The organism is Sunxiuqinia indica (genome assembly GCF_009847015.1).
Classification (GTDB): Bacteria; Bacteroidota; Bacteroidia; order Bacteroidales; family Prolixibacteraceae; genus Sunxiuqinia; species Sunxiuqinia indica.
Genome location: NZ_WVEM01000017.1, coordinates 1 through 25,129, shown reverse-complemented (window position 1 = coordinate 25,129; position 25,129 = coordinate 1). Strand labels below are relative to the sequence as shown.

Genomic DNA, 25,129 nt, shown 5'->3' with positions numbered 1-25,129 from the left:
TCTTTTCAATTTAAAATTCAAAATTCAAACCGACAGTAAAGTTTTTCATTGTGGGATAGCCGCTAAGACTATTCGACACTCCCTGATTGGCCTCAGGATCCCAGCCTTCCCAATTGGTAAGTGTGAAAAGATTAGTACCAGTTATAAATACCTTTGCGCGACTAAATGTCATTTTTTCTAAAAGTGATTCTGGGAGATAATAAGCAAGCGAGACTTCTTGTAAACGAATAAAGCTACGTTGTTGGTAGGGGTGAAAATTTGAACCCAAAGCCTGATTCCACTGGTAAGGTTGTCGGTACTTTGCATCGGTATTTTCTGGTGTCCAATAATCAAAATCGAAGAAGTTAAATAAAATACCCGTGTTTACACCTAATGACGACATTGGTGACCCATAAAAGTAATTGGATCCCCCTTGCACTGAATTTATAAAAACGTTCAATTCAAAATTCTTATAATTCACCCTGTTATGCCAACTAAAACGATATGAAGGATCGGTATAACCAAGTATCTTCCGGTCGAATTCGGCTGAGTAAATACCGTCGTCATTAATATCTTCGACCTTATAAGTACCGTACGTTGAGCCTTGCGGAAGTATTCCCTGGTTGTACTCATCTACCTGCCACATCCCAATGATATTATAGTCATACACTACACCCAATGGTTCATCAATGAATATTTTTTCTGAGACTAGATCATCTTCACGCCCATCTCCATTATTATCCAATCCAGTTATACTAACCACCCGATTACGGTTTAATGAGAAATTAAAGGTAGAAGTCCACTCCCAATCACTTGTTTTAACGGGAACACCAGTAATACCAACCTCATGTCCATGATTACTTAATTCCCCAATATTTGAAGCTATACTGCTCGAGTTAACCCCATTCATGTAAGGAATATTTATGTCGTAGATCAAGTCTGTTGTTTTTGAATTGTAATATTCATAGGTACCAGATAAACGGTTATTAAACAGACTAAAATCCATCCCAAAGTTCAACGAAGCAGTTGTTTCCCACTTCAGATCAGCATTTGCCATATTGTTAACCGATTGTTTCAACTCAGGAGACCCACCATCGCCATATACGTAACCATCACCAGTTGACATAGATGCAAGAGTTGCATATCGTCCCGCTGTGCGATTACCATTTATACCATATGAAGTTCTGATTTTTAAATTATCTACAATATGTCCTAGTTTATCTTTAAAAAAGTCTTCTTCACTCAATCGCCAGGCCAACGATGCGGATGGGAAAAGTGCGGTCTTATGCATAGCCCCAAAGCCTGAAAACCCATCATGTCTTATTGTTGCTGTTGCTAAATAACGAGAATTATAAGTATAATTCAATCTCCCCATCATATAGAGGCTGGTTTCTTCCCATGCTCCAGATGAGAGTTCGTTCAAATCGCTCTGAGCTGACTCTAAGCTATTATAACCTAACGTCTTGTCATTGAAATTATTGGCTGTCGTATTTGTCCATTCGTAGTCACGATTTTCAACTCCGTAAACAAACGTAGCATCAACCTGGTGAATGTCGAATGTATTTTTGTAATTAACGATATTGTCGAAAGTCCAAGATTGGGCGAAACTATTATTTTTCTGTGCATCTCCCTGTAATCCATTACCATAGGGATCAAAAACATTATGCTTGCTAAACACCAAGTTTTGGGAATAATTTGCACGATAAGTCAATCCTTTCAAGGGTAGATTTACTTCTCCATAGAAGTTACCTGTTAGGTTGTAGCGTTTATCATCATCCGGCATATCGAAGTATAACAGAGGATTAGTTTCTCCTCCCCAATGTTGAATAACCAAATTCCCTTCCGCATCATAAGGAGTAACAAGGGGAGACGTACGCAGAATGCTACCAAAGCTCACATTTGCTCCAGACATATCACTCACAGTAAAAAATGATTGCGTCCCTACTTTAAACCAATCGGTAACTTTCGCATCTATATTTACGCGGAAACTATACCGTTTGTACGTATCATTCTTAACGACATTTTTCTGATCAGTTAACCCAAATGAAAGATAATATGAAGCAAGTTCATTTTTACCACGTAAACTCAAATTATGATTTTGGATATAAGGAAAATCCACTGAGAGAAGGTCTAGCCAATCGATATTGGTACCGTTTGCATATCCTTGCATATCTTCTATCCTCATAAAATCGGAGGTGATGTCATAATCAGGATTCGGGTGCAGATCATCACCACTACGACTTTTATGCATATACGAATCGGTTACTAATTGTATATACCCATCTCTATCCAAAGGCCTCAGGTCCTTGATTAATGCCTGATGTGAAAAAGTTCCATTATATTCTATCACCGGCTTCGACATAACTTCTGCATTTTTTGAAGTAATTAATAGAACTCCATTTGCTGCCTGTGATCCATAAATAGCTGCGCTACTGGCATCTTTTAATACGTCAATTGACTCTATGTCGCTGGGATTGATATCCGAAAGATTCCCACGATAAATAATACCATCTAAGACAATTAAAGGGCTTGTTGTACCAGAGATAGAGTTGCGCCCACGAATTGATATATCAGGAGCTTCTCCAGCCGTTGTGCTCGTGCCAACATTCAGCCCTGGGACTACTCCTTTAATTCCTTGTATAGCATTAACATTGGGAGAATTTTGCATAGCAGTCAAGTCAGCACGCTGAACAGCTCCTGTCAAATCACTTTTTTTCATGGTTCCATAGCCAATAGCCACAACTTCCTCAATGCCGATCGCATCTTCCTCCATTATAACATTAATTGATGTTTTTCCTGCAACAGCAATCTCTTGCGATTTCATTCCCACAAAAGAAAACACCAAAGCTACATCATCAGGAACCTCCCCAATGGTGTAGTTTCCATCAAAATCGGTGACCGTTCCTTGAGTGGTACCTTTTATCAAAACAGTTACTCCCGGAAGCGGTTGACCAGAGGAGTCGGTGACGCGGCCAGAAATGGTGATGTCTTGTTGAACAGCATTTCCTGCTAAATTTGTCGAGATAGCAATTTGCCTTTTATCGATTTTATAGGAGACATTTGTCCCTTCAAAAATCTCGTCAAGTATTTCAGGGATCGATTCATTTTCAACATCAATACTCACCTCTTTTTCAACATCAATAGCTTTGGCATTGTAGATAAAATAAAAATCGGTCTGATTTTCAATTTGTCCAAATACACTCCTTATGGAAGTATTTTTCAGGTTTAGGCTCAGACGGGTTTGCTGAGCTTGTGCATTTGTAGCAAAAATTTGGACTACACTTACCAGTATTGCAAACAAGGTTAGTCTCATTGTTTTTAACAGTTTCGATCTCCACAGAAGCTTAGCCGTGGAAATCCATGAATAATGATTTTTTTTCATAAATTTGTAATGATTTGAGTTTTGTAATTCAAATTATTATGTGCAAAAAGTATAAGGAGCTTAAGCACATAAGAAACAGAGAAGGAGGTGTTTGTAGCATCTCCTTTTTTTTAAGCATCGTTTTATTTCATAAGCGGTTGTTTTAGGTTAACTACAAGTAATTTTAGTAGAGCTTTATGATTGTTCTGTTGCGATCATCTTTACCAATAGTATAGTTGACATGGCATGTGAATTTAATGTAATCCAGAACTTCAACCAGATTCTCGTCTTGGAATGTTGCATTAAACGCAGGGTCATAAATGGCAGAATCTTCAACGATGAAATCTGCGTTAAACTTTCTTTCCAATATCTTAATGACTTCATCCATTGGTGTATCTTTGAAAACTAATAACCCATTTTTCCAAGCGGTATAATCTCCTATAGATGTTTTTTTCACTCTGACATCTTTTATCGCTTTGTTATATTCTGCTATTTCTCCAGGCTCCAGTTTATAACTGAAGGATTTGCTTATTTCATGCTGCAATTCAACTGCTCCTGTTTCAAGGGCAACGGTTATCTTCTGGTCATCCGGGTAAGCGCTGACATTGAACTTAGTTCCCAAAACCTTCACTTTAAAATCATTAATACTAACCGTTAATGGGATTTTTTTATTCTTTTTGATGTCAAAATAGGCTTCTCCTATTAAGGATACATCACGATTGTCCCGAGAGTAGTTGTTGTTGTATGTTAACGTACTTCCTGAGTTTAACACTACAACTGAGCTGTCCGGTAAAATCACTTCAGCGATCTGTTTATACTTGGCAACTACTGATGTGTATTTTAAGTCGGTCTCATTGGCAAATTGATTTTTCAGGAAGAATGCTAACGGTAGTGTACACAGAAACAATAGCAGGACAGCGGCGTATTTTAAAAGAAGATTTGTTTTTAACCGGAGTGTTTTACTTCTCGTATTTAGTCTTGCTTGTAGCTTTTTGTATGAATTTTCGATTTTGTATTCTGGCATATCTTTGGATGATGCCAGAAAGGCCCATGCTGCTTTTGCCTTGTTATATATCTTTTCACTTTCCGGATCCTTCTCGATCTCTGAAAATAATTCTTCTTCACGTCCTGGCTCAATACAGCCTGCGGCAAGATTCATTATGTCCTCAGTATTTTTCATATTTCGTTCCATACACTTATTATTTGCACGAAATTGAATTTACCCTATATGAAATTTCAAAAAAAGTTTGAATAAAAATGCAAGAAACAGCTTATTATTCTCAAAAGCAGAATGTTATGAAATAAAAATATAGGTCACCAATGGGAGGTAATCTTTTAATGTTGATTTAAATATTTTCAGGCTTCTGGTTATATGCCCTTCAACCGCTTTAGTCGTAATATTGAGTTCCTCTGCGATTTCCCTGTTTTTCATTCCTTCGAACCGGCTCAGCATAAATACCTTTTTGCACTGAGGAGGTAAATCTTCCAACGTTCTATCGACGATTTGCTCAATCTCGTTAAAAACCAGGACTGACGTGTCAATTGCATCTAAAGCTCTTAGATTTTGGTTCAATTCATTCGGAGCGGCTAAGCCCGAGGTGAATAGTTTTTGTCTGTAGCGTTGATCCCGAAGCCGGTATAAACAATTGTTCCTTGCAACAGAATATAAGTAAGAACTGACATTCATATCCTCCTTTAAGGTTTGCCGTTTCTCCCAAAACGTTGCAAATGTATCCTGGACAATATTCTCCGCGATATCATCTATACGAACGAACTCGTAAATGAAATAATACAGCCTTGGAAAATATTTATTGTAGAGAACTTTAAAGGCAACATCGTCGCCATTCATAATTTTCTTTACAAGTTGTGCTTCGGGTTCAGTCATTTCAATTAATTCCAGGTGTGACAAAACTAACAAAAAAACAAAACTTAGTCTAATCAATCCATCCGGCAAGGAATCTCATTTTTCGATCAGCTACTTCGCCTTCTTTGTCATTGATACCGGAACGTAATTGATCCGGATAATATAGGGCCAATATGCCTGAGCGGAGTAATAGCAAAATTTGTTATCTCAGCTTCAACTTGAGCATTCCCATATCCTCACTGATCTTCTTTTCCAATACTTTTGCATAAATCTGAGTGGTAGAAATGCTTTTATGTCCCAACACCTGACTAACTGTTTCAATTGGGACACCATTGCTCAAGGTAACTGTGGTTGCAAAAGTGTGACGGACCAAATGAAAAGTCAAGTTCTTTTTTATTCCGCATAAGTCGGCAATTTCTTTTAAATAGCTGTTCAACTTCTGGTTTGAGATTAATGGAAATATCTTCTCCCTGCTGATTGATTTGGGATGTTTCTGACACTTGTTTGCTATTTCCAGTGCTTTTGGTAAAAGCGGAATTCTCAGCTTCGTATCTGTCTTTTGTCGTTTTGAAAAGATCCAATATTGGCCATCGATCCCCAAGTTGATTTCATCAGTCCTCAGGTTAATGGCATCGATATAAGAAAGGCCGGTGTAGCAACTAAAAATAAAAACATCCCTCACAATTTGTAACCGTTCGACTTTGAACTTTTTGTTTTCAATGGCATGTAGTTCTCTTTCCGTTAGAAATCCACGATCAACCTTACGAAAGCTCAATTTATAAGAATCAAACGGGTTCTGAGTTATCCAGCCCAGGCGAAACCCCAGGTTAATCATTTTGCGAAATCGTTCCTGGTGTTTCATCACCCCGTTATTCCCGATTGGCTTCTGATGATCCAACGGTTGGTAATTTCTCAGGAAATATTCAAAATCAGTGATAAACTTGTAGTTGACCTGTACCAGATAAATATCCGAAGCATTGAATTTCTTTTTAAGGAACCGTTCCAGGTACTTTTTTGTAGTCCGGTAATTTTTCATCGTCCCTAGGGAAAGGACACTGGCTTGAGTGGTATTGTGATAATCTACCAGTTCGATCAGTGTATGTTCGTCAGAATCGCCCAGGAAAAGCGCTTTAATATTTTCCGGGGTAATCTTCAATTTGTTGATCTGCAACTCCCGGTAAGCATCTGTTAGTTGCGAACGGACATGCTCCAGATAACTGTTAAATTTTTTGGCTTCCGGACTAAAGCCCTTGGCCATTCCACGAGCTTTATTCCATTCTTCAACTGCGATGGTTTTCTTCAGGGAAATCTCGATCCTGCGGGTCTCCACAGTAATCCGGGCGTAAACCAGCCCCTTGTCTTTGTCCTTTTTGCCGGTCCGGATAATGAACTGGATACCAAAGGTGTGGGTTGTTTTCATATCATTAAATTTTTATCGGTTTAATCCGTTTTAACTGCTTCAGTTGAAAAACAAGGTCAAAAGACTCACCGGAATTTACCAAAACCGGTCAAAAAGCATGCTTTATAATTACAAAATCTACCTTTGCTAACAGCTGAAAAACAAACGATTAATCCCTTCTGGTGAGTTCAATGGTAAAATAAAAAAAGACTCACCGTTTAACTCACCTGAATTGTGATATTTACGGATCACTTTAAATTTCTGTGGAGATTATTTTTCAGGCAAATATCTTAGCTACTCTGTACAGGAAAAAGTTGGTGTCTGTCACTCCTCTCAAGGTTGCTCTAAAAGCTTTCAATTTAACATTGAACGATTCTGCAGAAGCGTTGGTACTCCGATTGTCAAAGAAGTTCAGGATTTCTTTGTAATGCGTGTAGATGGTTGCAGAGATGGTATTGAATACTTTGAATCCTGATTCTGTCACATCGTTGTACCGTCTGGCCAGTTTGGTGTAAGCGCTTGCTTTGTCTTTTGCTTTCGAGAAGATTAGTCTTAATTGATGGGTCAAACAAAAAGCCTTTTGGATGTCCGGGTATTGTGCAAAAAGTATCCGGGCTCTTTGCCTTTGAGATGGGCTCCATTTTTCTGCAGATTTGAACAATAGATATCGGCTACGGGCCAGCAGTTGCTTTTTGGTATCGCCGTTTTCAAACCGTAAAGGGACGTATTCCCGCTTTTCCTAGCGGGCATTGTCCAGGGCATTGGTTTCTTCATTAATGGCATCCCAGCGATGGGCAATACGCATTTCCTGCAGGGCATCGTAAGCCAGTTTCTGGACATGAAACCGATCGACTACTTTTGTTGCACGGGGAAAACATTGTCGGGCAATCTGGTTCATCGATCCGGCCATGTCAAGGGTGATTTCTTCAACCTTGCGGCGCAACTTTTCCGGTATCTTTTTCAAAACAGCAACAACTTCCTGGCTTTTGGTACCTTTGATCATGGCCACTAAAACACCGCGCTTTCCTTTGGCTGCTTTGTTGGTCACAATGGTGTATAACTCTCCGTTCGACAAGGATGTTTCGTCAATACTCAACCTTGAACCAAGGTTCCCTGGAAACAGGATCCAATCATCTGCATGTGCTTTCTGTTCCCAATGGCGATAATCACTTAAATGCTCTTTGTATTGCTGGCCGAACTGGTTGCCATTGATTGAATAAAACTTATCCAGACTATTGCTGCTGATGGGGTAATTGTCCAAATAATCCTTTTAAAAAAGCCGCAAAACCTTTGGTCATGCGGGTACCTTTAGCAATAGTATTCCAATCGCGGCTGATCACCTGACCGGAGGATTCGACCAGCCATCTTCTTCGCCTGATATGCAAAAACATAGCTTTATCACGTAAGGGAAAGTCCTGGATCGTAACAGGAGAATGAAAGCCTTTGGAAATTAGTTTTTTCCCCTCATAGCCTGCCGGTTTCTCATCAGCCTCTTCAAGATAAACATGGACCTGCTTGCCCTGAACTTCAACGTTGGTCAACTCAAAATAATCGAATAATTCTTCTGGTAAGATCAGCTTAATTAAGCCAAAATAGTGGTCGTTCTGTGACGTCATTTGTATCTTCTAAAAAAGACACAAATCTCTAACTTTTTATTATTTCCACAACTTTTTAAAGTGATCCATATTTTCTGATATGAATTGATATGGCTAAAATCAAAAAAGCCTGTAAATCATACAATTTACAGGCTTTTGACTTTCTTTGATTTCCCATTCTGTCGGGATACCAGGATTCGAACCTGGGACCCCCTGCTCCCAAAGCAGGATGATCACCACTGCATTCAATTCTATTACTGATTGTTACATTTTCATTATTTATTTTTGCATGTATTTTGCATGACACGTGCAAAAATAATAACTACCCTGAACATAGGCGAACAATAAAGAAATAAACATATATGTTACAGAATAGCTTTTATGCAACTACTTTGTTAATAAATCTGTTTATATTTGATTTCGTTTTTAACAAAAACACCACTTTTTTTTCAATTCGATTGCTTAATTTCATGGTTCTACATTTTTAATCATAAAAATTTCGAATCATGAAAAAGGTATTTTTTTTATTTTTAGTTCTATTTGTAACAAGCATTTGTTTTACATCATGCGAGAAAGACGATGAATTTGATGAAAAACCAGAAACCCGAAAAGTTCTTATCAACAAGGACGAACTTACTGAGCCAGAAGTATTATAATAACTGGAGAAAATCAATTAAAAGATTGGTGGCCGATGGAATTCACTTTCGGTCCCCAGTTTTTTACCGGATATTATTCACCAACATAATAACCATGCTGGTGACATTTATTATTTATTTTACCTATTCAATTCCAAATGGAACCGACTCGTTCGATGTCGGTATATTCACGATATCAAGTCACGGTTTTACTTCTGCGAGGTTGTTTGTTTATCATGCATCAACCAGGATTGCAACTGCATTATTGGCACTGCTGGCTTTTTTGCACATCAATAAATACTATGCACACGGATTTATTGTTGCTTTCGCACACCAGGTATTCAGAACATGGGGAGCTTTTGACCCAAGCATTGCCAAAGTTGATGAATGGGAGTGGATATTGGTAATACCTGTCGCATTAATCGTGTTAATCATTTTATACCGAATCAGATACTTAATTCAGCATAGATCAGTTTATAAGTCAAATGTAATCAATATGCTTGCTGAAGATATCGACAGCATTGAGAAGAACTTACACCAGAAAAGAAATCATAAAAAATAAGTGGCTCTTGGGGAAGGGACTATTCTACCACTAATTTTTAACGGTTTTTAAAATGGAGAGACTAGAACAATTAACCCTTAGACTGAGGGAGATATCGGAACATTTGGAAAAAGGTAATCAACTCACCGATGAAACCATAGGCGAGTATGAAAAGATAATTGTCGAAATTAAGTCGGAACTTTTAAAGATAATGCACGAAAATGAAGACTTACCGCTACCCAAAAGCCTACTTGCCAACATTGGGCTTACTGGCACTTTCTTTAATTGATTTAAGGTGGTCAAGAAGCTCATTCGCTTCAACAAATTTATTAATGATATTGACCTGACGCTTTAACTTCAAAATATCAAGCTTGATTTCCTGAATCTCAATTTCATTACCATCATTGGACCCATAAGCAGGAATAGGTTCATTAACTTCAGTTTTATTCTCTGCATGTAAAAACATTTTACCACGGCCAAGGATAAGCCAATTTGCGTCAAGATCCGGGAAAGTTGACAATATTTTATACAGCACGTCAAAGCTCGGGCGGGTGTCCCCTTTAATAATTCTGCCGATAGTCGTATTGTTATTAAGCCCAACCTTTTGGGAGAACTGTGCATTATTGCAGTCAAAATAATGCATCACTGCAATAACCCTGTCTTTTATATCATCCTTCATTTCAATGAATTACTAGTTATTAACAATTTTTTGTTAATATTAAATATTGCATTTTGTTTTGTAGATTGCATTTTGTTTATACTTTTGAAAAAGAAAGAACGAATTAAATTGTAAATCTACAAATCATTTAACTAAAGAAAGAAATAAAGGTATGGAAAAAAATGTTGTTATGCAAAAACCAGTAAAAACCCCTATCGCCCCTACCCTTAAAGGCATGAATCTATACGATACGGCTGAATTCCCGTTGTCAAGGGTTACGTCGGTGAGAGCTACAATTCAGCAGCTAAAAACTGAATCTTCTTCTGATTTTACCACTAAAAAGGATAAATCAAATAATATGTTGAAGGTAACCAAGATTGCATAAATGCAGTATTATGACCGAATTAATCAAAATACACGAACATAAAGGGCAAAAAGTTGTCAGCGCAAGAGAACTTCATGCATTTCTTGGAAGCAAACGACAATTTGCCGACTGGATCAAGCAGCGCATTTCGCAATACGGATTCATTGACGGTCAGGACTATACTACGTTTCACAAAATTGTGAATCGTTCAAAAACAACTGAATATGCAATTACAACCGACATGGCTAAAGAGTTGTGCATGGTTGAGAATAACGACAGAGGCCGACTAGCCCGCCGATACTTTATTGAAAAGGAAAATGAATACCGCCAACTGGTTAAGCAATTTCAAATTCCGAACACCTTTGCCGAAGCTCTTAAACTGGCTGCAGCGCAACAAGAAGAAATTGAGCTAAAAAACAAGATGATTGCCGAGCAAAAACCTAAAGTACTGTTTGCTGATTCGGTGAGCGTATCGGCAAAAACAATACTGATTGCTGATTTAGCCAAAATAATCAACCAAAACGGAATCGACATCGGGCAAAACAGGCTTTTTAAGTGGATGCGCGAAAACGGCTACCTCCTTTCAAAAGGAGATTACTACAACAGGCCGGCACAACGATATATTGAAATGGGACTGTTTAAGCTCGACGAGTTTGTAAAGACAACAGCAGACCGGACCATTACCTCATTCACGACCAGGGTGACGGGCAAAGGACAGCAATACTTCATTAACAAATTCCTGAACTCTAAACAGCAAGCTTCATGATTACACCACTTGAACCGGAAGTAGCCGAAACAGGAAGGTATTCGGTAACCGAAACATGTAAGATTTTAGGCATTCACCGCAAAACATTGCAACGACATACCGACGAAATGGCGATCAAATGCGGAATCAGAAGATCAAACGGCCGCAAGTTTTACAAAGGCGACGAGATAAAAAGATACTGGAAAGCACAACTATAAACAGCCTTCTTGTCCTGGCTGCAAATAACGGGCATGCGTTCTACCGAGTTGAATGGTTTTCTCGATTGATACCATTCTATCATTCTATTTGAATTTCTAAATACCTCCCCCATTGCTTTGGCGGTGGGGGAAATGCCGGAATAGCTCAATTGGTAGAGCAGCGCATTTGTACTGCGCGGGTCGGGGGTTCGATTCCTCTTTCCGGCTCAATAAAAACTAGAACCCGAACTAGAATATACGGGAAAAGGTAAAGCGGTCACTTAGAACCGAATTTCATTGCTCAATAGATGGGAAACCGGAAAAGCACCTTGAGACTAGAAAACTAGGATAAAAAGTAACGAATTAATCCAACGGACTGAAATAACAGGTAGTCGCTGATTACTCACGGTGGTTGGATTAATGATATAGACTAAAAGGCTGTCCGGCTCTACCGTAGCATTTGATTGCAGACAGCCACAACCTTAAATGAGAAAAGGGGAAGTGAAAAGTAATTGAGTTTGATTTTCAATTAGCTTAAGATAGTTGAAACTGATAATGAGATTACCCTTCCATCTGATCAATGGAATAGCTTCCCCGATGATATTAAAACATTGTTCTAGATTGTACTAAGTTGATTTTTCGGCCACCATACCGACAACTTAGATTCCCTGATTGAATGCCGCACTTCGGTGCGGTTATGGGGCAGTACCTCAGAGGCGAGAGGGGTGAAGCATGGGTTGGAAGTCCCTAGTGAACTCTAAAAACAGTGCAAAGCCAGTCGTTGGTTCGAATCCAACCTGCTCCACTTTGTTCGATGAAGTTATTTTGAAACTGTTTGGACGCGGGTTCGATCCCCGCCACCTCCACACGTGCCAATTAAAAGTTGGTGGTTGCCAAAAACACTTAAAACTGGCTGAGGGGGTGCTTGGTTTTGACAGGCAGCAATTAGGAATAACAGAGAACAAATCAGCCATAACAGGCAAAACAATTCAAATGTTTGATTACGAAGCTAAAGTAGCAGCGTAATTGAAGCCCCGATTAAGTTCGGGGTACATACCGGACATCCAACGGGGATGAAAGCATAAGGACCATTGTGCTTATTGAGGTTCGAATCCTCTTTCCGGCTCAATCACCAAAGGGTGATGGTTAGGTTAGTTGATTTTTGGTTTTAAAGACCGTCCAGAGGGGCGGTCTTTTTTTACAGACAATTTCTAAACACTAAATGATATGAATACAAATGAATTAACACCAGAAAACATGTGGGGATTAATACTGGTTGCCCTGTTTGTTGTCGCTATGATTATCGCCATCCGGAAAGACCGGAAAGATCATTCTGAAATGTCGGCTCTTACCCGTTACAATCAAACTAAAAAAGCGGAGCGAATTTCAAAAATTAAAAAACTAACCGATCAAAATAAAATAGAATACACTTCTTTCAAATACGAAGTTTATTACGATCCGGCACACCCTAAAGGCGATCAAACAGTCATATTTCCTAACTAATAAATCGATACAAAAATGGAGACACAGCAAATTATTTTAGGAGCAGTTCTTATTGCACTAATTATACTTAGCGCGAATCTGTTCACAACAAACCTGTTCCTGAAAAAAAGAGTCAGGGAATTGAATCAGGAGAAAAATAAGCAGAGAAAACAGCTTAAATCGATGAACATGGAGCTTACACAAGCTAACCTGGACTGCGAATTTGAAGCTATCAAGGTAACACTAGCCCAACAACAGCTTGATGAAGTAGAAGCAAATTATGCTGTTTCAAAGCAATTAAATGCAACACTTATGAAGCTTAACGATGAACTTAACAGGAAAATATCACGAGCCGATCAGCCACGGGCAGAAGATGGAACATTCACTAAACAAAATACCACATCATGAGTAAAATTGATCTTATTCAAACCTCCCGCAACATGGCGCGCGAAGACAAGAAAGTTCTTAAACGAAAGCGCATAAAAGCTCCAAGTAATAATGAAATGCCCTACTCTATCGAGGTTAAGAAAGAACGGGCCAAATACCAGTTCTCAACGCCCGAGAAATACCTGCTAAAATTTAAAAAACTAACCGGATCTATGTTGTCCGAAAACCTGAAACTAAGTCATCCTGAATTATGTATGAAGACTACTTCAGAATCTCCTCCGACACCTACGCCTTAGTCGATTACTTTAAATACACCGCTAAAGTATTTCACAAGGGGCATTTTTTCAGGATTTACAAATTCAAACGCGACCTTACTATTCAAGATATTATAAACATTTCAACAGATATTAAAAATGACACGAAAAATAACGATTAATCAACTCGTATTGCGGAATTTCAAAAAGGCAAAGAATTTCACGCTGGCTCCAAGCCCGGCTATTACAAACATCTCTGGTGATAATCGCACAGGAAAAACAACCCTTGCGGCTGCTTTTACCTGGTTGCTGTGGGGCAAAGACTTGCAGGACCGGAAGGACTACGAGATTAAAACCCTTGATGAAAACAACAATCCTATTCACAAGTTAGAACACGAAGTTTCCTGCTTGCTCGATGTCGATGGAATTGAAATCAGCCTGAAACGAATCTACAAAGAAAAGTGGACCAAGAAGCGAGGAGAGAAAAATGAAGAACTTACCGGCCATGTTACTGATCTTTGGTGGAATGATGTTCCCATGAAACTGGCCGACTTCACCGCAAAAGTAAAAGAGGTGTTCGGTGAGGAATCAGGCTTTAAAACCCTAACCAATCCATTGTTTTTTAATTCTTTGCATTGGGAAGAACGTAGGGGAATACTGATTGACATTGTTGGTGAAATTTCAAACACTGACTTATTGGCTCAGAACTCCAAATTTCAGGACTTGATCGACAAGCTAACTGGTAAGTCACTTAAAGAGTACGAAGCGCAAATCAAGGAGCAGAAGCGCAAAATCAAGCAGGAATTAGAGTTAATCCCTGTTCGCTTGGATGAAATCGACCGAAACACACCGGAAGAACCAGACTATGCAGCCATCGAGCAAAAGATTAAGGATACTGAATCGAGAATTTCAGAGCTTGATTCACTGATCAATTCCAAAACTGGAAGCCTCACTCACTTTAATACCGTGTTTGCCAATTGGCAACAATCTATTTCTGATTTAAAAACACAGCTCTGGGAGATTGAAAAAAAGGCTACCGAGCATAACCAAAAAGGAGAAAACGAACGAAACGAAAGTGTTTACGCCCTGAAAAAGCAAATCCGCGAACTGAATCAGGCCATTGAAACAGATCAGTCAACACTAAAACACGAAGATTCAAAAGCCGAGCAGATCATTATTAAGCAAGATCAGCTAAGGATTCAGTATGGAGAGGAAAGCAAAAAAGAGCTGGTTCTTGATGAAAATGAATTTTCCTGCCCTACCTGTAAGCGTGAGTACGAGCCGGGAGATATTCAGAAGCAAGTATCTGAAATGCAAGCCAACTTCAACACCAATAAGGCCAATAAGTTAGAGCAGATCAATAAACAGGGCTTAGCTTATAAAAATGAACTGGAAACCATCAGGCAAACCAAAGATCGGTTGCTGAAGAAGATCAGCGAATATCAAGAACAAGTCAAACCAATCGAAGCACAATTAAAAGAGCTTGAAAATACTCCAACAGGAGTTAAAGATGTTCAATCCATTCTGTCAGAAAACAGCCTTTACACTGAACTGAAAGCCCGGAAGGAATCAATCGAAAACGATCCTCCGCAGAAGCCGGAAGATGGGCAGACCACAGAACTGCAAGCCGAGAAGAAAACGTTAGTTGCAAGTCTTGATCAATTTAAATCACAACTTGACATCCGGGATCAGATCAAAAAAGCTCAGGAACGTAAGGCTGAACTGGAAAAACAGGAAACAAAATTAGCCAACGAACTATCACAATGGGAGCGCGATGAATACCTGTCCGAGCAATTCACACGGGCTAAAGTCAATGCACTCGAAAGCCGGGTGAATGATCTTTTCCCATCGGTGAAGTTCAAAATGTTTGAAGATCAGATTAACGGTGGACTAAAAGAAACCTGTCTGACTTTAATCGATGGGGTTCCTTTTCCTGCTGCCAACAATGCAGCGCAAATACAGTCAGGCATTGAAATTATCAACGTGCTGAATCAACACTACGGAATTACCCTGCCAATTTTTGTAGACAACTCTGAAAGTGTGACTACGCTACCCAATACCGGGGCGCAGCTGATAAAGCTTATTGTAAGTGAAAAACATAAAGTATTAACCGTAGAATAATAAAAAGATTATGACACAGAATTCAAACACCCCGGCCACAACTGACAAAGAACGTGGATCAATCGTTTATCAAGTAGCTGGACAGGATGTAAAGCTGTCTTATGCAATCGTTCGTAACTTCCTAACAAAAGGAAGTGGCAACGTATCCGATCAGGATTTGACCCAATTCATCAGCGTTTGCAAATACAACCAGCTTAACCCGTTTTTGAACGAAGCCTATTTGGTGAAGTTTGGAGATAAGCCGGCACAGATGATTGTCAGCAAAGAGGCATTGATGAAAAGAGCCGACTCATGTGATAATTACAAAGGCATTCAGGCCGGAATCATCATTGTTCGTGATGGAGAAGTACAGGAAGTGGAGGGATGCTTTAAGATGCCGGAAGACAAGCTTGTCGGTGGATGGGCTAAAGTTTACCGGGCTGACCGTGAATATCCTGTTATTGCTCGTGTTTCGCTAGACGAATACGATAAAAAGCAATCGACTTGGAACGAAAAGAAAAGCACCATGATTTCTAAGGTTGCCAAAGTACAGGCTTTAAGAGAAGCGTTCCCGACTCAGCTTGGAGCGATGTATACTCCAGAAGAATCAAACATTGAAGATGTAGACTACGAGGATCTATCAAAAAAAACAATCAAGGATAAAGCGAACAAAAAAACGATTGATTTTGAAGAGGAAGAACCCGAAACACCGGTCAATGAACAACTGGAATCGTTTAGCCTTCTCAAAGTAGCTTCATTAGGTCAAGCTCGAACCATACTAATGGATGATTTTGGTGTGAAATTCACAGAGTTGACTACTGATGAAAAGATTTATGCCGCTGCCATTGCCAACAAGCTTGAACTGGTTATTGAGAAAAATGAAAATAAACCAAGTTTCTAAATGCAGTTAACAGTTCTTGGAAGTAGCTCAAAAGGAAATGGCTACATCTTAAGTAATGACACCGAAAGCCTGGTTATCGAATGCGGAGCCAGGTTTTCGGATGTTCAAAAGGCACTTGACTTTAATATTTCATCCATCAAAGGGGCTGTAGTCAGTCATGAGCATGGCGATCATTCAAGATACATTGAACAATACCTGAGAATGGGAATTCCGGTTTATACTTCACAAGGAACAATTGACGGAATCAAGTTTAAGCAAATCAGGCGGCCTAAAGTAATCAGTCACGGTCGGAAATTCATGGTCGGAAACTTTAAAGTTATGCCGTTCGATGTCCAGCACGATTGTCGGGAACCACTTGGGTTTTTGGTCTTTCATCCTGAAATGGGGAAGCTTATTTTCTTAACCGACACCTTCTATTCCGACTACGTGTTCAAGCAGCTTAATCACATTCTTTGTGAGGTGAACTACTCCGATGAAATATTAAACGAAAACATCAAAGGCGGCAAGGTTCACCCATCGCAGCGAAAACGATTAACAACCTCACACATGAGCCTGAAAACAGCTAAGCAATTATTATCGGCAAACGACCTGTCAAGCGTAAATAATATTGTTTTGCTTCACCTATCCGACCGTAATTCAAACGCCGGGCAGTTCAAACAGGAAATAACAGCCCACACCGGAAAGCCGGTTTACGTGGCACAGAAAGGACTAATCATTAATATCAATAAAGAAGGAGCTTAAAATGGCAGATAAGCAAATTGAGATAACGGAGATCTGCAATAAGATCTACCGGAAAAATGACGAGATAGAATTGATTGCAAGTTCGCTGGAAGAAGCGGCAAACAAGAAAGCAACAGCCATTTCAAAATACGACAAGGCAATTACGATTACAGTCTTGAAACTCAGAAACGGGCTGATTAAAGAATTCACCGATGAAGAAACCGGTGAGATTATTGAAATCGCATCAATGCCAGCTTCGTCGCTCGAAAAGATTGCCCGAGGCATTGTCTACAAAGAGTGTTTTGAAAAAGAGGAAAAGGAAGCCTTATACAAGGCCAAAATAAGCATTCTGGATGCTAAGAAGTCTCAATTAAACGGCCTCCAATCAACTATGAAAGTATTACAATGATCATGAAAAAAGGAACCTTTAAAACTTTCATCACCAAAAACACGGAAGAATTCGCATCCATTCACGACGGGCAAATATACACCTCACAAAAACCAATGCTCATTTTTGCCAATACAGCGACAATGGAAGCAGCTGAGCATTTTTACAGCAAACAATTGCTTAAATCGGTCAAACTGGTTGATGTTGAATTTATCCTGAAAGAGAATGAGCAATGAAGAACAAAGTCGTTTTTCATCCTGACCCCCGATCCCTGAAAATAAAAGCCCTTGAATGTGCTGTACGTGATATCAAGTCGGCACCCGACCGGGAAGAAGCTAATTCAAGATACCTCAAATGGAAGGTATTTCATAACGAGCCTAAATTCAAACAGGCTGTCAATCTCAAAAAACAATCACTTAAAAATTAATTCTATGCAATGGTTTGAAGTAAAAGTAAAGTACGTCAAAGTCGATCAGGACGGACGCGAACGAAAAGTTAGTGAATGGTATTTAATTGATGCCGTATCGTTTACCGATGCCGAAAAAAGAATGATTGAGCAAATGCAGCAGCTTGTTCGTGGTGGTGAATTCCAGATCGACAACATCAAGAAATCGAACATCATTGAGATTTTCCCGCATGACGATGGTGAATTCTGGTTTAAAGCAAAGGTAAGCTTGGTAACCATCGACGAAAAAGCAGGGAAAGAGAAGAAAATAAACAACTACTTCCTGGTAGCTGCCGACGACCTCAAACAAGCCCAACAACGCCTCGAAAAAGGACTGTCTTATGTCTTAGTACCAATTATGGAAACAGCACTGGCTTTAAGTCCTATTGTTGATGTATTCCCCTACTTCAAGGATGAAGAAATCGCAGAGGTGGATTTTGAAGAAAAACAATAATTATCCCTGTACTGGTGTACTTGTCCGGTTCGATTCCGGGCAGGGAACAAATTAAAATGAACCCGAAATAAAGGTCGAGTAATGAGTATGAATGCAGCTGATCGATCAGCCTCTTTTGTAAGTCCTGAGCCAATAGTCTAATCCACGTGATGGTAACCGCAACAGTGGCCGAAATAAAGCAGAAAGCCCCCTCTTGTTCATTTTCAAATTGAAATCCTAAAGCTAAAAATCATGAAACAATTCATTAAATGCCCTGAATGTAATCAACCAATCTTGGCTGCCTTTCGCAAACCGTCTAACGAATTTGCATCATTATTTGTCTATAAATGCAAAACGTGTGGAGTGAGTGGATTTGAACCAGCTGATGAAATGACACTAATTCCTGCCCTATCAATTAAACAACCGTGGGCTTGGCTAATAGCAAACGGATACAAAGATCTTGAAAACCGGAACACACTAAAGAATTTCAGAGGCGATGTTTTGATTCATGCGGGGAAAAATTGGGATAAAAATTGGTGGAATTGGTCAAGCAAATACACAAAAGACCACCTTGTTGCAATTCCAATGCCAGTTCATGAAAAGATGCAATCTGGTGGAATTATTGGAATTGCAACTTTTACTAACTCTATAACCAAATCAGATTCTCCGTGGTTTTCCGGACCAAACGCTTTTGTTATCGAAAATGCAAAGCCTCTACCATTCACTCCATGCAAAGGTAAACTTGGCTTTTTTACACCTGAAATTATTGAGCCATGAAAATAACCGAATCAATATTTATAAGAGGAAACATAATCAATACAGAATATGGTATTCTTCCTGTTCATGCAATAGTATGGAATGACATTCAAGTAAAAGGTAATGGTAACAGAACGCTTTGGGCGAAACAAGTAGAGCCAGTTAAACTTACTGAAGAATGGTTGATTAAGTTTGGGTTTAAGAAAAAACCATGTGGATATGGGTCTTCAAAATATGTATATGGAATTTTTGAAGTACACAATTATGGAGGAAATAGATTTAAAAACATCGAACTTATAACGATTGATAAATCAAATGATGAAGATGAAATTGTTAATACTTTATTGCCAGTAGATATCCTATACGTCCATCAACTTCAAAATCTGTACCTAGCAATAACAGGAGAGAAATTAAAACAGGTTTAGCCATGAAAACACCAACCTGTTCAACCCACAACATCGAAAAGAGGCGAAAATATAATTCGCCTCTTTTTGCTTGCCCCCTGTGCGAAAATGAGAAGAGAGAACAGCAATCAGCTAAACGCATTGCTCGTAATAAGGCATTACTGGCACAATCACCTATCAAAACATCCAAATCGGCTAAAAACGGCTTAAAATCGAAATCCAAGAACTTTAACATCTACACTACAACTGCATGGAAATGGTTTAGCCGCTACGTGCTTTTGTTTTATGCCGACAGAGATAATGTTACGATCTGTGCTACTTCCGGGCAACGAATGACCATTACAACCAAGAATTGTCAGTGTGGCCATTATATCAAAACACGCGACATGACTAAAACCAACTATGCCACGGCATTTGATTTTAGAAATGTTGGTCCTCAGTCATTGCAGGATAACCGATACGGAGGTGGCCGGATGGATTTAATGCGCGACTGGCTGGTAAAACAACACGGAGAGGAAGCCATTCAGGAGCTTGAAATTAAGAAGCACCAAATCTGCAGGCTCGACAAAACAACGCTCGACCAGGTAGCGGAAGAATACAAAGCAAAATTCAAACAGCTTCTTCAGGAAAGAGGCATTAAAGATCCTTGGAAAAAATGACCGACCTCGATAAAACAAAACAGCACTTCTTAGACATTGGGATTCCTTTTAGCTCCTGCAATACGTTAATCGGATCTACAATCTCTGTTTATCCAGACAATCAGCGAGAGGTGCAATTTGAGTACGATAAACATGGTAAATTTTTAAGAGTAATATGAAAAAGAAACACATACCCTTCAGCAACGGATCAGAAGCGTTATCATGGTTGGATGCCAACTGTGATTCATGTAAGCGATCCGGGTGCCAACATCAGTATAAAGTTCACTTATCGTTTGCTACCGGGTACTTAGTACCGGCAACAGTTGATTTTATAGGTACCTCTAAGCGAAACCAACAAGGTGACGAAATATTTGTGAGACTAAATTCCCCCTGTCAACACTTCTCCGAAAGAAGGATAAGCACAAAAAAAAGAAAGAAGAAAACTGATAAATCGCAATCGAAACTGTTTTGATTCTCTGCAACAATTCCAAATGCCCGTACACCTTACGCAAACGGTGTACGCGATACATGAACCTACTGAAACTACCGGAGCAAAACGACAGCTTAAAGAACCACCAGGTAGAACGATTTGAGCCTAAAAAAGACAAGTGTGAAAAATTTGAAAAACTGAAATAATATGGCAGAAGGATGGATAAAGTTACATCGAGCCGTTCAAGATCATTGGACATGGCAAGATGATAAATATTTTAAATGGTGGCTTATCGTCCTGTTAAACGTAAACCACAAGTCGGTAGAATTTCCTGTTGGCGATGATATTTTCACCTGTAATCCCGGACAATCTTTTCGATCAATTGATAAGTGGACCGCATTATTTTCATGCTCAAAACCGACCACAATTAAGTTTTTCAAGATGCTCGAAAAAGACAAAATGATTACCCGTAAAAATATGGGGAAAGGAAACCGAAGGAAACACCTGTTAACAGTGCTAAACTGGAAGGAATATCAACAAGAGGAAACCGAAAACTTTACCGAAAGTAAACCGAAAGCTTTACCGAAAGTAAACCCTAACAAGAATGATAAGAATGAAAAGAATGAAGAAGAAGTAATATTATCATGGCGAAACTCCTTTGAAATTTATCTCGATGAAATGAATTCAGAATACGATAAATTGATCAATGATCATGACTTCCTTGAAAAACAAGAACGCTACCATCCAAACATCGATATTCTTCTAAGTTTAGAAAAAGCAAAAGAAAATTTTTGGGGGACCGAGGCCGGATGGAATTCAAAGAAAAAGAAAAAATCAAAATCAATTAATTGGAAATTGACATTTACAAATGCCATTGAATTAAATAAAGTTTGGAGAAAGAATGAAAAAACTCAAACAACTACTGCGCCAAAAAGAGATTACAGCGTCCGTACCTAACTTCAAGGGCTTTGACGAAGACAAGCTGAAGCGGATTTTCATGAACCATGCACACGCTTTTGTAAAAACAACCAATCCCGACCTGAAATTCATCGTTGACAAAGACAACAAAGAAATCATTTCATCGCTTTGGGATTACTTTTTGGGAAAGGAAGGAACGCTTGACCCCGTTAAAGGAATCTGGATGATGGGAATACCTGGAACCGGTAAAAGTGGATTGCTTTACATCTTTGCAGCCTTTCTGAGAGAGTTTCGCGTGGGGTTTAAGGTTCATACCGCTAACGACATTGCCCTTCACTTTGAGCAAACCGGAGAGCTTGACCTTTACACCTCGAACCAAAACGGGTATTCGGGTTGCCCGGTTAATATGGCGATTGATGAAATTGGTCACGAACCACAACCATCTGTACACTTCGGAACCAAGCGCAATGTGATTCAGTACATTTTGCATACCCGATACGGATATTGGCAACAAACAGGACTAAAAACCTACTGCACGACCAACATCGATATGAACGAGGTCGAACAGTACTACGGCGATGCAATCAGAAGCCGGATACCTCACATGTTCAATGTTATTGCGGTTGGAGGAAAGAACAGAAGAAAATAACCCGAAAATCATGAGTTACAAAAAACAGCAAAGCAAAAGGATTAGAAATCAGATTAAAAAAATGAAGTCATTTAGTTACATAAGAAAATTAAATGAAAACATTCGAGAGAGTGAAGAATCATTTATTCCGTTTAACTGCGGACATTGCGGTCAAATATTCAATGAAAAGATTGACACGGAAGGTCACCGGTGCTTGCTGATAAGAAATGATTTGGAGCGAACGTAATGCAGCCCTAACCGAATAATAATATGAATAGTAAAAATACGGATAAAATGAACGAAATTAAACAAAAAACGATTTACGATCTTGACTTACATGAAAGCACCATAGTTAAAACTAATGGAACTGGCTACCCATATGAGTTCGAGGTAATAAGAGTAGCAGGAGGGTGGTTTTATATTGATAGCAACCCAAGGGTTGTACAGCCACGCTCGTTTTTTGTGGCATTTAACAACGAATTTCAAAAAGTGAAAAATGTTACAATTGACGACATAATGTAAGTATTTTTATTATTTATATTATGTGGTGTAGCATCGTTTTAATGTGCCACAACGTTGAGTGTAAATTATCGTGCGACAAATACGCACAAATATTTATACGAGTACTAACTTAACAATTAAAGAGCGATGGATTTAAAAGACTTAAAAATTACAACTGATTCAAAATGTAGTGAACTTAATTGGGTGTTAAATGAAAAGGACGGAGAGCCGAACTTCTCAGGAGAAATATTTAGAATACTGGTGGAAAAACACAATGCTTTAATTGAAGCGTTGGAAAAAGGCTCAATCGAAGCACCAGCGGCATTACCTTTACAAAATGTTAGCATTTCGTTTTTGAGCGAGGGGTTAAAAAATAAGATTTTGAAAAGGATTGGATTACTTGCAGAAAAGCAAGGTAGTATAAGTGGATTGTACAGTATTTATGACGGTAATGCTTCTGTTAAGAATTTATTAAAAGAGATAGCTGATGATTATGGTAGACAGGTTGATTTTTTAAAAAGTGTGTTGGCTAATGAATGCTAACGAATGGTTGTAAGAACAGTACGGGAAATACCCGATAAATTATAAACGTAGTACAAATTAAAAATTAAAAAAGCGATGGACAAAAACACAGTATTATTGAGCGTTGAGGATTATAACGCACTTAGAGATTTTAAAAAAGAAATAACCGATGGCAATGTGTTGGTTGAATACTATTCTTTTGGTTTTGGTGTAAGTAGCAGAACAAGATACTATACAAATGATGAAGTGGCAAAAGAACTTCATAAGAAAAACGATAACTTAAAAAATAAGATTAAAGACCTTGAAAATAGGATTAAAGACCTTGAAAACCCAAAACCAAAAGAAACTACCATTGATGAAATTAAGAAAATGAGTGTATGGCAATTCTTAAAATGGAAGCGTGGGTAGGCTTTAATTTTTAATTGCTTCAAATATGCACTACCGTTGATGCGAGCCACTAATGTAGTATTGTTTTTACAACGTGTTAGCGGTATGTGCCTTGTTTTTTTGAGTGTTGGAGTTTAGCAATAGCCTTTTTAGGCATTACCGCTAACGATTTGTGTATGAAAAGTACGGGAATTACCCGCAAAATTATAAACGAGTACTAATTAAAAATTACAATCATGAATGCGAGCGAGGCAAGAAAATTAGCTATCCAAAACCAAATGGATAAAAAACAAGCATTGGAACTTATTGAATCAACAAGCAAAACAGGCGGAACATCATTGATGTTTTATAATTTGAAGCAAGAAGCTGTTACTGAATTAATGCGCGAGGGCTTTAAGTTTACACTACACACCGACCCCATTAATGGATGTGAAAACATAATTTGCAGTTGGTAATTTTTAATTGCTTCAATTACGCAGCGAAGTTGATACGAGATACACAGTAGTATTTTTTATACCGATATGGCTAAGAAACGTAGCCACTAATCACGTTTCAATTAACCGCTAACGGTTTTAATAAAAAATCGTTATAATGTTTTTTATACAGTGTTGTACACTGTTATTGAAAGCATTGAACCTAACAAATAAGATATGACAATAGAAACAGCAAAGAACTTAAAACAGGGCAACGAGGTGTTTTATGCAGGTGCATTTTACGAGTTTGCAGAAATAAAGGAATTTCCTCACGGAATAATGATTGGAATATTTGACGAACCACCATCAAAGCATATTGACTACTTGAACCCTGAAAGTGTAAGCGAAGTTTATCCTTGCTATGCTTGCCAAGGTGGTGGATGCCCTGTTTGTGGTAGTTACGGACGTATCGTTCAATAATTGAACACAACGGTTCGTACAAGTTGTCGTTGCGTTACGAACTTACACGTACTTTTAATTGAAAAACAAATAAAATTAATTATAGCGATGGATAAAAGAAAATTTAGTACCGCACTTAGAAGGGCTAAAAAAGCCGAGAGCCAATTACATGGGCAATGCGAGATAATGGCTTCTATGTTACAGGAATTTTTTGATGATGAAATAACGGTTCTTTTTCAAGAAAGCGATGGATTTGTGGTGCTTCATTCAGATAAAAACTGGGACAGTGCAAATACTCCTATTAAGGAAGTTATTTCCGCAATTGAAAAAGATAAAGATGCATTCAGATAGCGATGGCAATTAATTTTATTCTTCGTAAACCGATGAAGTTTATTAATGGCACGGATAGCAATGCAGTTTGTACATTGTTACCGTGCCAAAGGGTACGTTTTGCGCTGCGTATCTTTTCTTTTAAACACAAAATTTTCAGCGCAAAATGCACGGTAATGGTTCGCGAGTATGGAACGGAAAACGGAGAAAATGAGCTTGCTCAAATTTTCGGGAGTTTGGAGTCTCCATTGGATTTCCATCCTGATTAAATGTGCAGGTGTAGTTTTATGGGCTA

At 38.7% G+C, this 25,129-nt stretch carries 32 protein-coding genes, 2 tRNA genes and 1 pseudogene; 28 read left to right on the top strand and 7 right to left on the bottom strand.

The annotated features are described in order from the left end of the window. Positions 1–10 precede the first annotated feature (10 nt). The 6 genes and pseudogenes from GR929_RS19340 to GR929_RS19315 form a co-directional block, all read right to left on the bottom strand. Positions 11–3,292, bottom strand: a complete 3,282-nt coding sequence (locus GR929_RS19340; protein WP_235934489.1) for a TonB-dependent receptor — start codon at positions 3,290–3,292, stop codon at positions 11–13. Positions 3,293–3,524: 232 nt separating this feature from the next. Further along, entirely contained in the window at positions 3,525–4,532 is a 1,008-nt protein-coding gene (locus GR929_RS19335) for a FecR family protein (protein ID WP_159522975.1), read from the bottom strand. A 102-nt stretch (positions 4,533–4,634) separates the two neighbouring features. Then, positions 4,635–5,225 carry an RNA polymerase sigma-70 factor gene (locus GR929_RS19330; protein WP_159522973.1) on the bottom strand — a complete coding sequence of 197 codons (591 nt, stop codon included), beginning with the start codon at positions 5,223–5,225 and terminating at the stop codon, positions 4,635–4,637. 181 nt (positions 5,226–5,406) lie between these two features. Further along, complete coding sequence (locus GR929_RS19325; protein ID WP_159522971.1) at positions 5,407–6,624, bottom strand: site-specific integrase; 1,218 nt, start codon at positions 6,622–6,624, stop codon at positions 5,407–5,409. Between the two features lie 256 nt (positions 6,625–6,880). After that, a pseudogene (locus GR929_RS19320) lies at positions 6,881–7,864 on the bottom strand (ISAon1 family transposase). Then, complete coding sequence (locus tag GR929_RS19315; RefSeq protein ID WP_159522969.1) at positions 7,836–8,219, bottom strand: ISAon1 family transposase N-terminal region protein; 384 nt, start codon at positions 8,217–8,219, stop codon at positions 7,836–7,838. The pseudogene GR929_RS19320 and the gene GR929_RS19315 overlap by 29 nt, the downstream one beginning before the upstream one ends. A gap of 567 nt (positions 8,220–8,786) precedes the next feature. On the opposite strand from GR929_RS19315, the gene GR929_RS19305 reads away from it, so the two are divergent. Beyond that, the gene (locus GR929_RS19305) at positions 8,787–9,395 is read left to right on the top strand and encodes a hypothetical protein (protein ID WP_235934486.1); all 609 of its coding nucleotides are present in this window, start codon (positions 8,787–8,789) and stop codon (positions 9,393–9,395) included. A 226-nt stretch (positions 9,396–9,621) separates the two neighbouring features. Here GR929_RS19305 and GR929_RS19300 read toward each other — a convergent pair whose 3' ends face one another. Next, complete coding sequence (locus GR929_RS19300; protein ID WP_159522963.1) at positions 9,622–10,053, bottom strand: helix-turn-helix domain-containing protein; 432 nt, start codon at positions 10,051–10,053, stop codon at positions 9,622–9,624. A 169-nt stretch (positions 10,054–10,222) separates the two neighbouring features. Here GR929_RS19300 and GR929_RS19295 point away from each other — a divergent pair, with 169 nt between their 5' ends. The 27 genes from GR929_RS19295 to GR929_RS19165 all read left to right on the top strand — a co-directional run bounded on the left by GR929_RS19295 (position 10,223) and on the right by GR929_RS19165 (position 24,855). Beyond that, positions 10,223–10,417 carry a hypothetical protein gene (locus GR929_RS19295; protein ID WP_159522961.1) on the top strand — a complete coding sequence of 65 codons (195 nt, stop codon included), beginning with the start codon at positions 10,223–10,225 and terminating at the stop codon, positions 10,415–10,417. A gap of 10 nt (positions 10,418–10,427) precedes the next feature. After that, complete coding sequence (locus GR929_RS19290; protein WP_159522959.1) at positions 10,428–11,162, top strand: phage antirepressor KilAC domain-containing protein; 735 nt, start codon at positions 10,428–10,430, stop codon at positions 11,160–11,162. Then, complete coding sequence (locus GR929_RS19285) at positions 11,159–11,359, top strand: helix-turn-helix domain-containing protein (protein ID WP_159522957.1); 201 nt, start codon at positions 11,159–11,161, stop codon at positions 11,357–11,359. Before GR929_RS19290 ends, GR929_RS19285 begins: the two co-directional genes overlap by 4 nt. Before the next feature lie 134 nt (positions 11,360–11,493). Then, positions 11,494–11,566, top strand: a tRNA-Thr gene (locus tag GR929_RS19280). A 471-nt stretch (positions 11,567–12,037) separates the two neighbouring features. After that, positions 12,038–12,143: transfer RNA gene (locus tag GR929_RS19275), tRNA-OTHER, on the top strand. A 2-nt stretch (positions 12,144–12,145) separates the two neighbouring features. Then, positions 12,146–12,364 (top strand): hypothetical protein, encoded by a 219-nt coding sequence (locus GR929_RS19270; RefSeq protein WP_159522955.1) that lies wholly within the window; start codon positions 12,146–12,148, stop codon positions 12,362–12,364. Positions 12,365–12,565: 201 nt separating this feature from the next. Then, positions 12,566–12,841 (top strand): hypothetical protein, encoded by a 276-nt coding sequence (locus GR929_RS19265; RefSeq protein WP_159522953.1) that lies wholly within the window; start codon positions 12,566–12,568, stop codon positions 12,839–12,841. Positions 12,842–12,856: 15 nt separating this feature from the next. Continuing rightward, positions 12,857–13,228, top strand: a complete 372-nt coding sequence (locus tag GR929_RS19260; RefSeq protein WP_159522951.1) for a hypothetical protein — start codon at positions 12,857–12,859, stop codon at positions 13,226–13,228. Then, entirely contained in the window at positions 13,225–13,503 is a 279-nt protein-coding gene (locus tag GR929_RS19255; RefSeq protein ID WP_159522949.1) for a hypothetical protein, read from the top strand. Before GR929_RS19260 ends, GR929_RS19255 begins: the two co-directional genes overlap by 4 nt. 117 nt (positions 13,504–13,620) lie before the next feature. Continuing rightward, positions 13,621–15,582, top strand: a complete 1,962-nt coding sequence (locus GR929_RS19250) for an AAA family ATPase (protein ID WP_159522947.1) — start codon at positions 13,621–13,623, stop codon at positions 15,580–15,582. A gap of 10 nt (positions 15,583–15,592) precedes the next feature. Beyond that, on the top strand, positions 15,593–16,462 hold the full coding sequence (gene bet, locus GR929_RS19245) for a phage recombination protein Bet (protein WP_159522945.1): 870 nt from the start codon (positions 15,593–15,595) through the stop codon (positions 16,460–16,462). Continuing rightward, the gene (locus GR929_RS19240) at positions 16,463–17,203 is read left to right on the top strand and encodes an MBL fold metallo-hydrolase (protein ID WP_159522943.1); all 741 of its coding nucleotides are present in this window, start codon (positions 16,463–16,465) and stop codon (positions 17,201–17,203) included. 1 nt (position 17,204) lies between these two features. Then, positions 17,205–17,591 carry a hypothetical protein gene (locus GR929_RS19235; protein WP_159522941.1) on the top strand — a complete coding sequence of 129 codons (387 nt, stop codon included), beginning with the start codon at positions 17,205–17,207 and terminating at the stop codon, positions 17,589–17,591. Between the two features lie 2 nt (positions 17,592–17,593). After that, complete coding sequence (locus GR929_RS19230; protein ID WP_159522939.1) at positions 17,594–17,806, top strand: hypothetical protein; 213 nt, start codon at positions 17,594–17,596, stop codon at positions 17,804–17,806. Continuing rightward, positions 17,803–17,997 carry a hypothetical protein gene (locus GR929_RS19225; RefSeq protein WP_159522937.1) on the top strand — a complete coding sequence of 65 codons (195 nt, stop codon included), beginning with the start codon at positions 17,803–17,805 and terminating at the stop codon, positions 17,995–17,997. Before GR929_RS19230 ends, GR929_RS19225 begins: the two co-directional genes overlap by 4 nt. Positions 17,998–18,001: 4 nt before the next feature. After that, a complete protein-coding gene (locus GR929_RS19220; RefSeq protein ID WP_159522935.1) occupies positions 18,002–18,469 on the top strand; it encodes a DUF4494 domain-containing protein in 468 nt (155 codons plus the stop codon). Between the two features lie 231 nt (positions 18,470–18,700). Continuing rightward, positions 18,701–19,225, top strand: coding sequence for an ASCH domain-containing protein (locus GR929_RS19215; protein WP_159522933.1), 525 nt, complete (start codon positions 18,701–18,703; stop codon positions 19,223–19,225). Then, complete coding sequence (locus GR929_RS19210) at positions 19,222–19,629, top strand: hypothetical protein (protein ID WP_159522931.1); 408 nt, start codon at positions 19,222–19,224, stop codon at positions 19,627–19,629. Before GR929_RS19215 ends, GR929_RS19210 begins: the two co-directional genes overlap by 4 nt. 2 nt (positions 19,630–19,631) lie before the next feature. After that, on the top strand, positions 19,632–20,267 hold the full coding sequence (locus GR929_RS19205; RefSeq protein ID WP_159522929.1) for a recombination protein NinG: 636 nt from the start codon (positions 19,632–19,634) through the stop codon (positions 20,265–20,267). A gap of 616 nt (positions 20,268–20,883) precedes the next feature. Further along, positions 20,884–21,633 (top strand): hypothetical protein, encoded by a 750-nt coding sequence (locus tag GR929_RS19200; protein ID WP_159522927.1) that lies wholly within the window; start codon positions 20,884–20,886, stop codon positions 21,631–21,633. Continuing rightward, positions 21,578–22,243 (top strand): hypothetical protein, encoded by a 666-nt coding sequence (locus GR929_RS19195; RefSeq protein ID WP_159522925.1) that lies wholly within the window; start codon positions 21,578–21,580, stop codon positions 22,241–22,243. The genes GR929_RS19200 and GR929_RS19195 overlap by 56 nt, the downstream gene beginning before the upstream one ends. Positions 22,244–22,516: 273 nt before the next feature. Then, complete coding sequence (locus GR929_RS19190; RefSeq protein ID WP_159522923.1) at positions 22,517–22,744, top strand: hypothetical protein; 228 nt, start codon at positions 22,517–22,519, stop codon at positions 22,742–22,744. Positions 22,745–22,870: 126 nt separating this feature from the next. Next, entirely contained in the window at positions 22,871–23,266 is a 396-nt protein-coding gene (locus tag GR929_RS19185; RefSeq protein WP_159522921.1) for a hypothetical protein, read from the top strand. Positions 23,267–23,341: 75 nt separating this feature from the next. Then, positions 23,342–23,653 (top strand): hypothetical protein, encoded by a 312-nt coding sequence (locus GR929_RS19180; RefSeq protein ID WP_159522919.1) that lies wholly within the window; start codon positions 23,342–23,344, stop codon positions 23,651–23,653. A gap of 215 nt (positions 23,654–23,868) precedes the next feature. Further along, complete coding sequence (locus GR929_RS19175) at positions 23,869–24,087, top strand: hypothetical protein (protein ID WP_159522917.1); 219 nt, start codon at positions 23,869–23,871, stop codon at positions 24,085–24,087. 195 nt (positions 24,088–24,282) lie between these two features. After that, positions 24,283–24,525: a hypothetical protein gene (locus GR929_RS19170; RefSeq protein WP_159522915.1), complete on the top strand. Its 243-nt coding sequence runs from the start codon at positions 24,283–24,285 to the stop codon at positions 24,523–24,525. Between the two features lie 87 nt (positions 24,526–24,612). After that, positions 24,613–24,855, top strand: a complete 243-nt coding sequence (locus tag GR929_RS19165) for a hypothetical protein (protein ID WP_159522913.1) — start codon at positions 24,613–24,615, stop codon at positions 24,853–24,855. Positions 24,856–25,129: the final 274 nt, after the last annotated feature.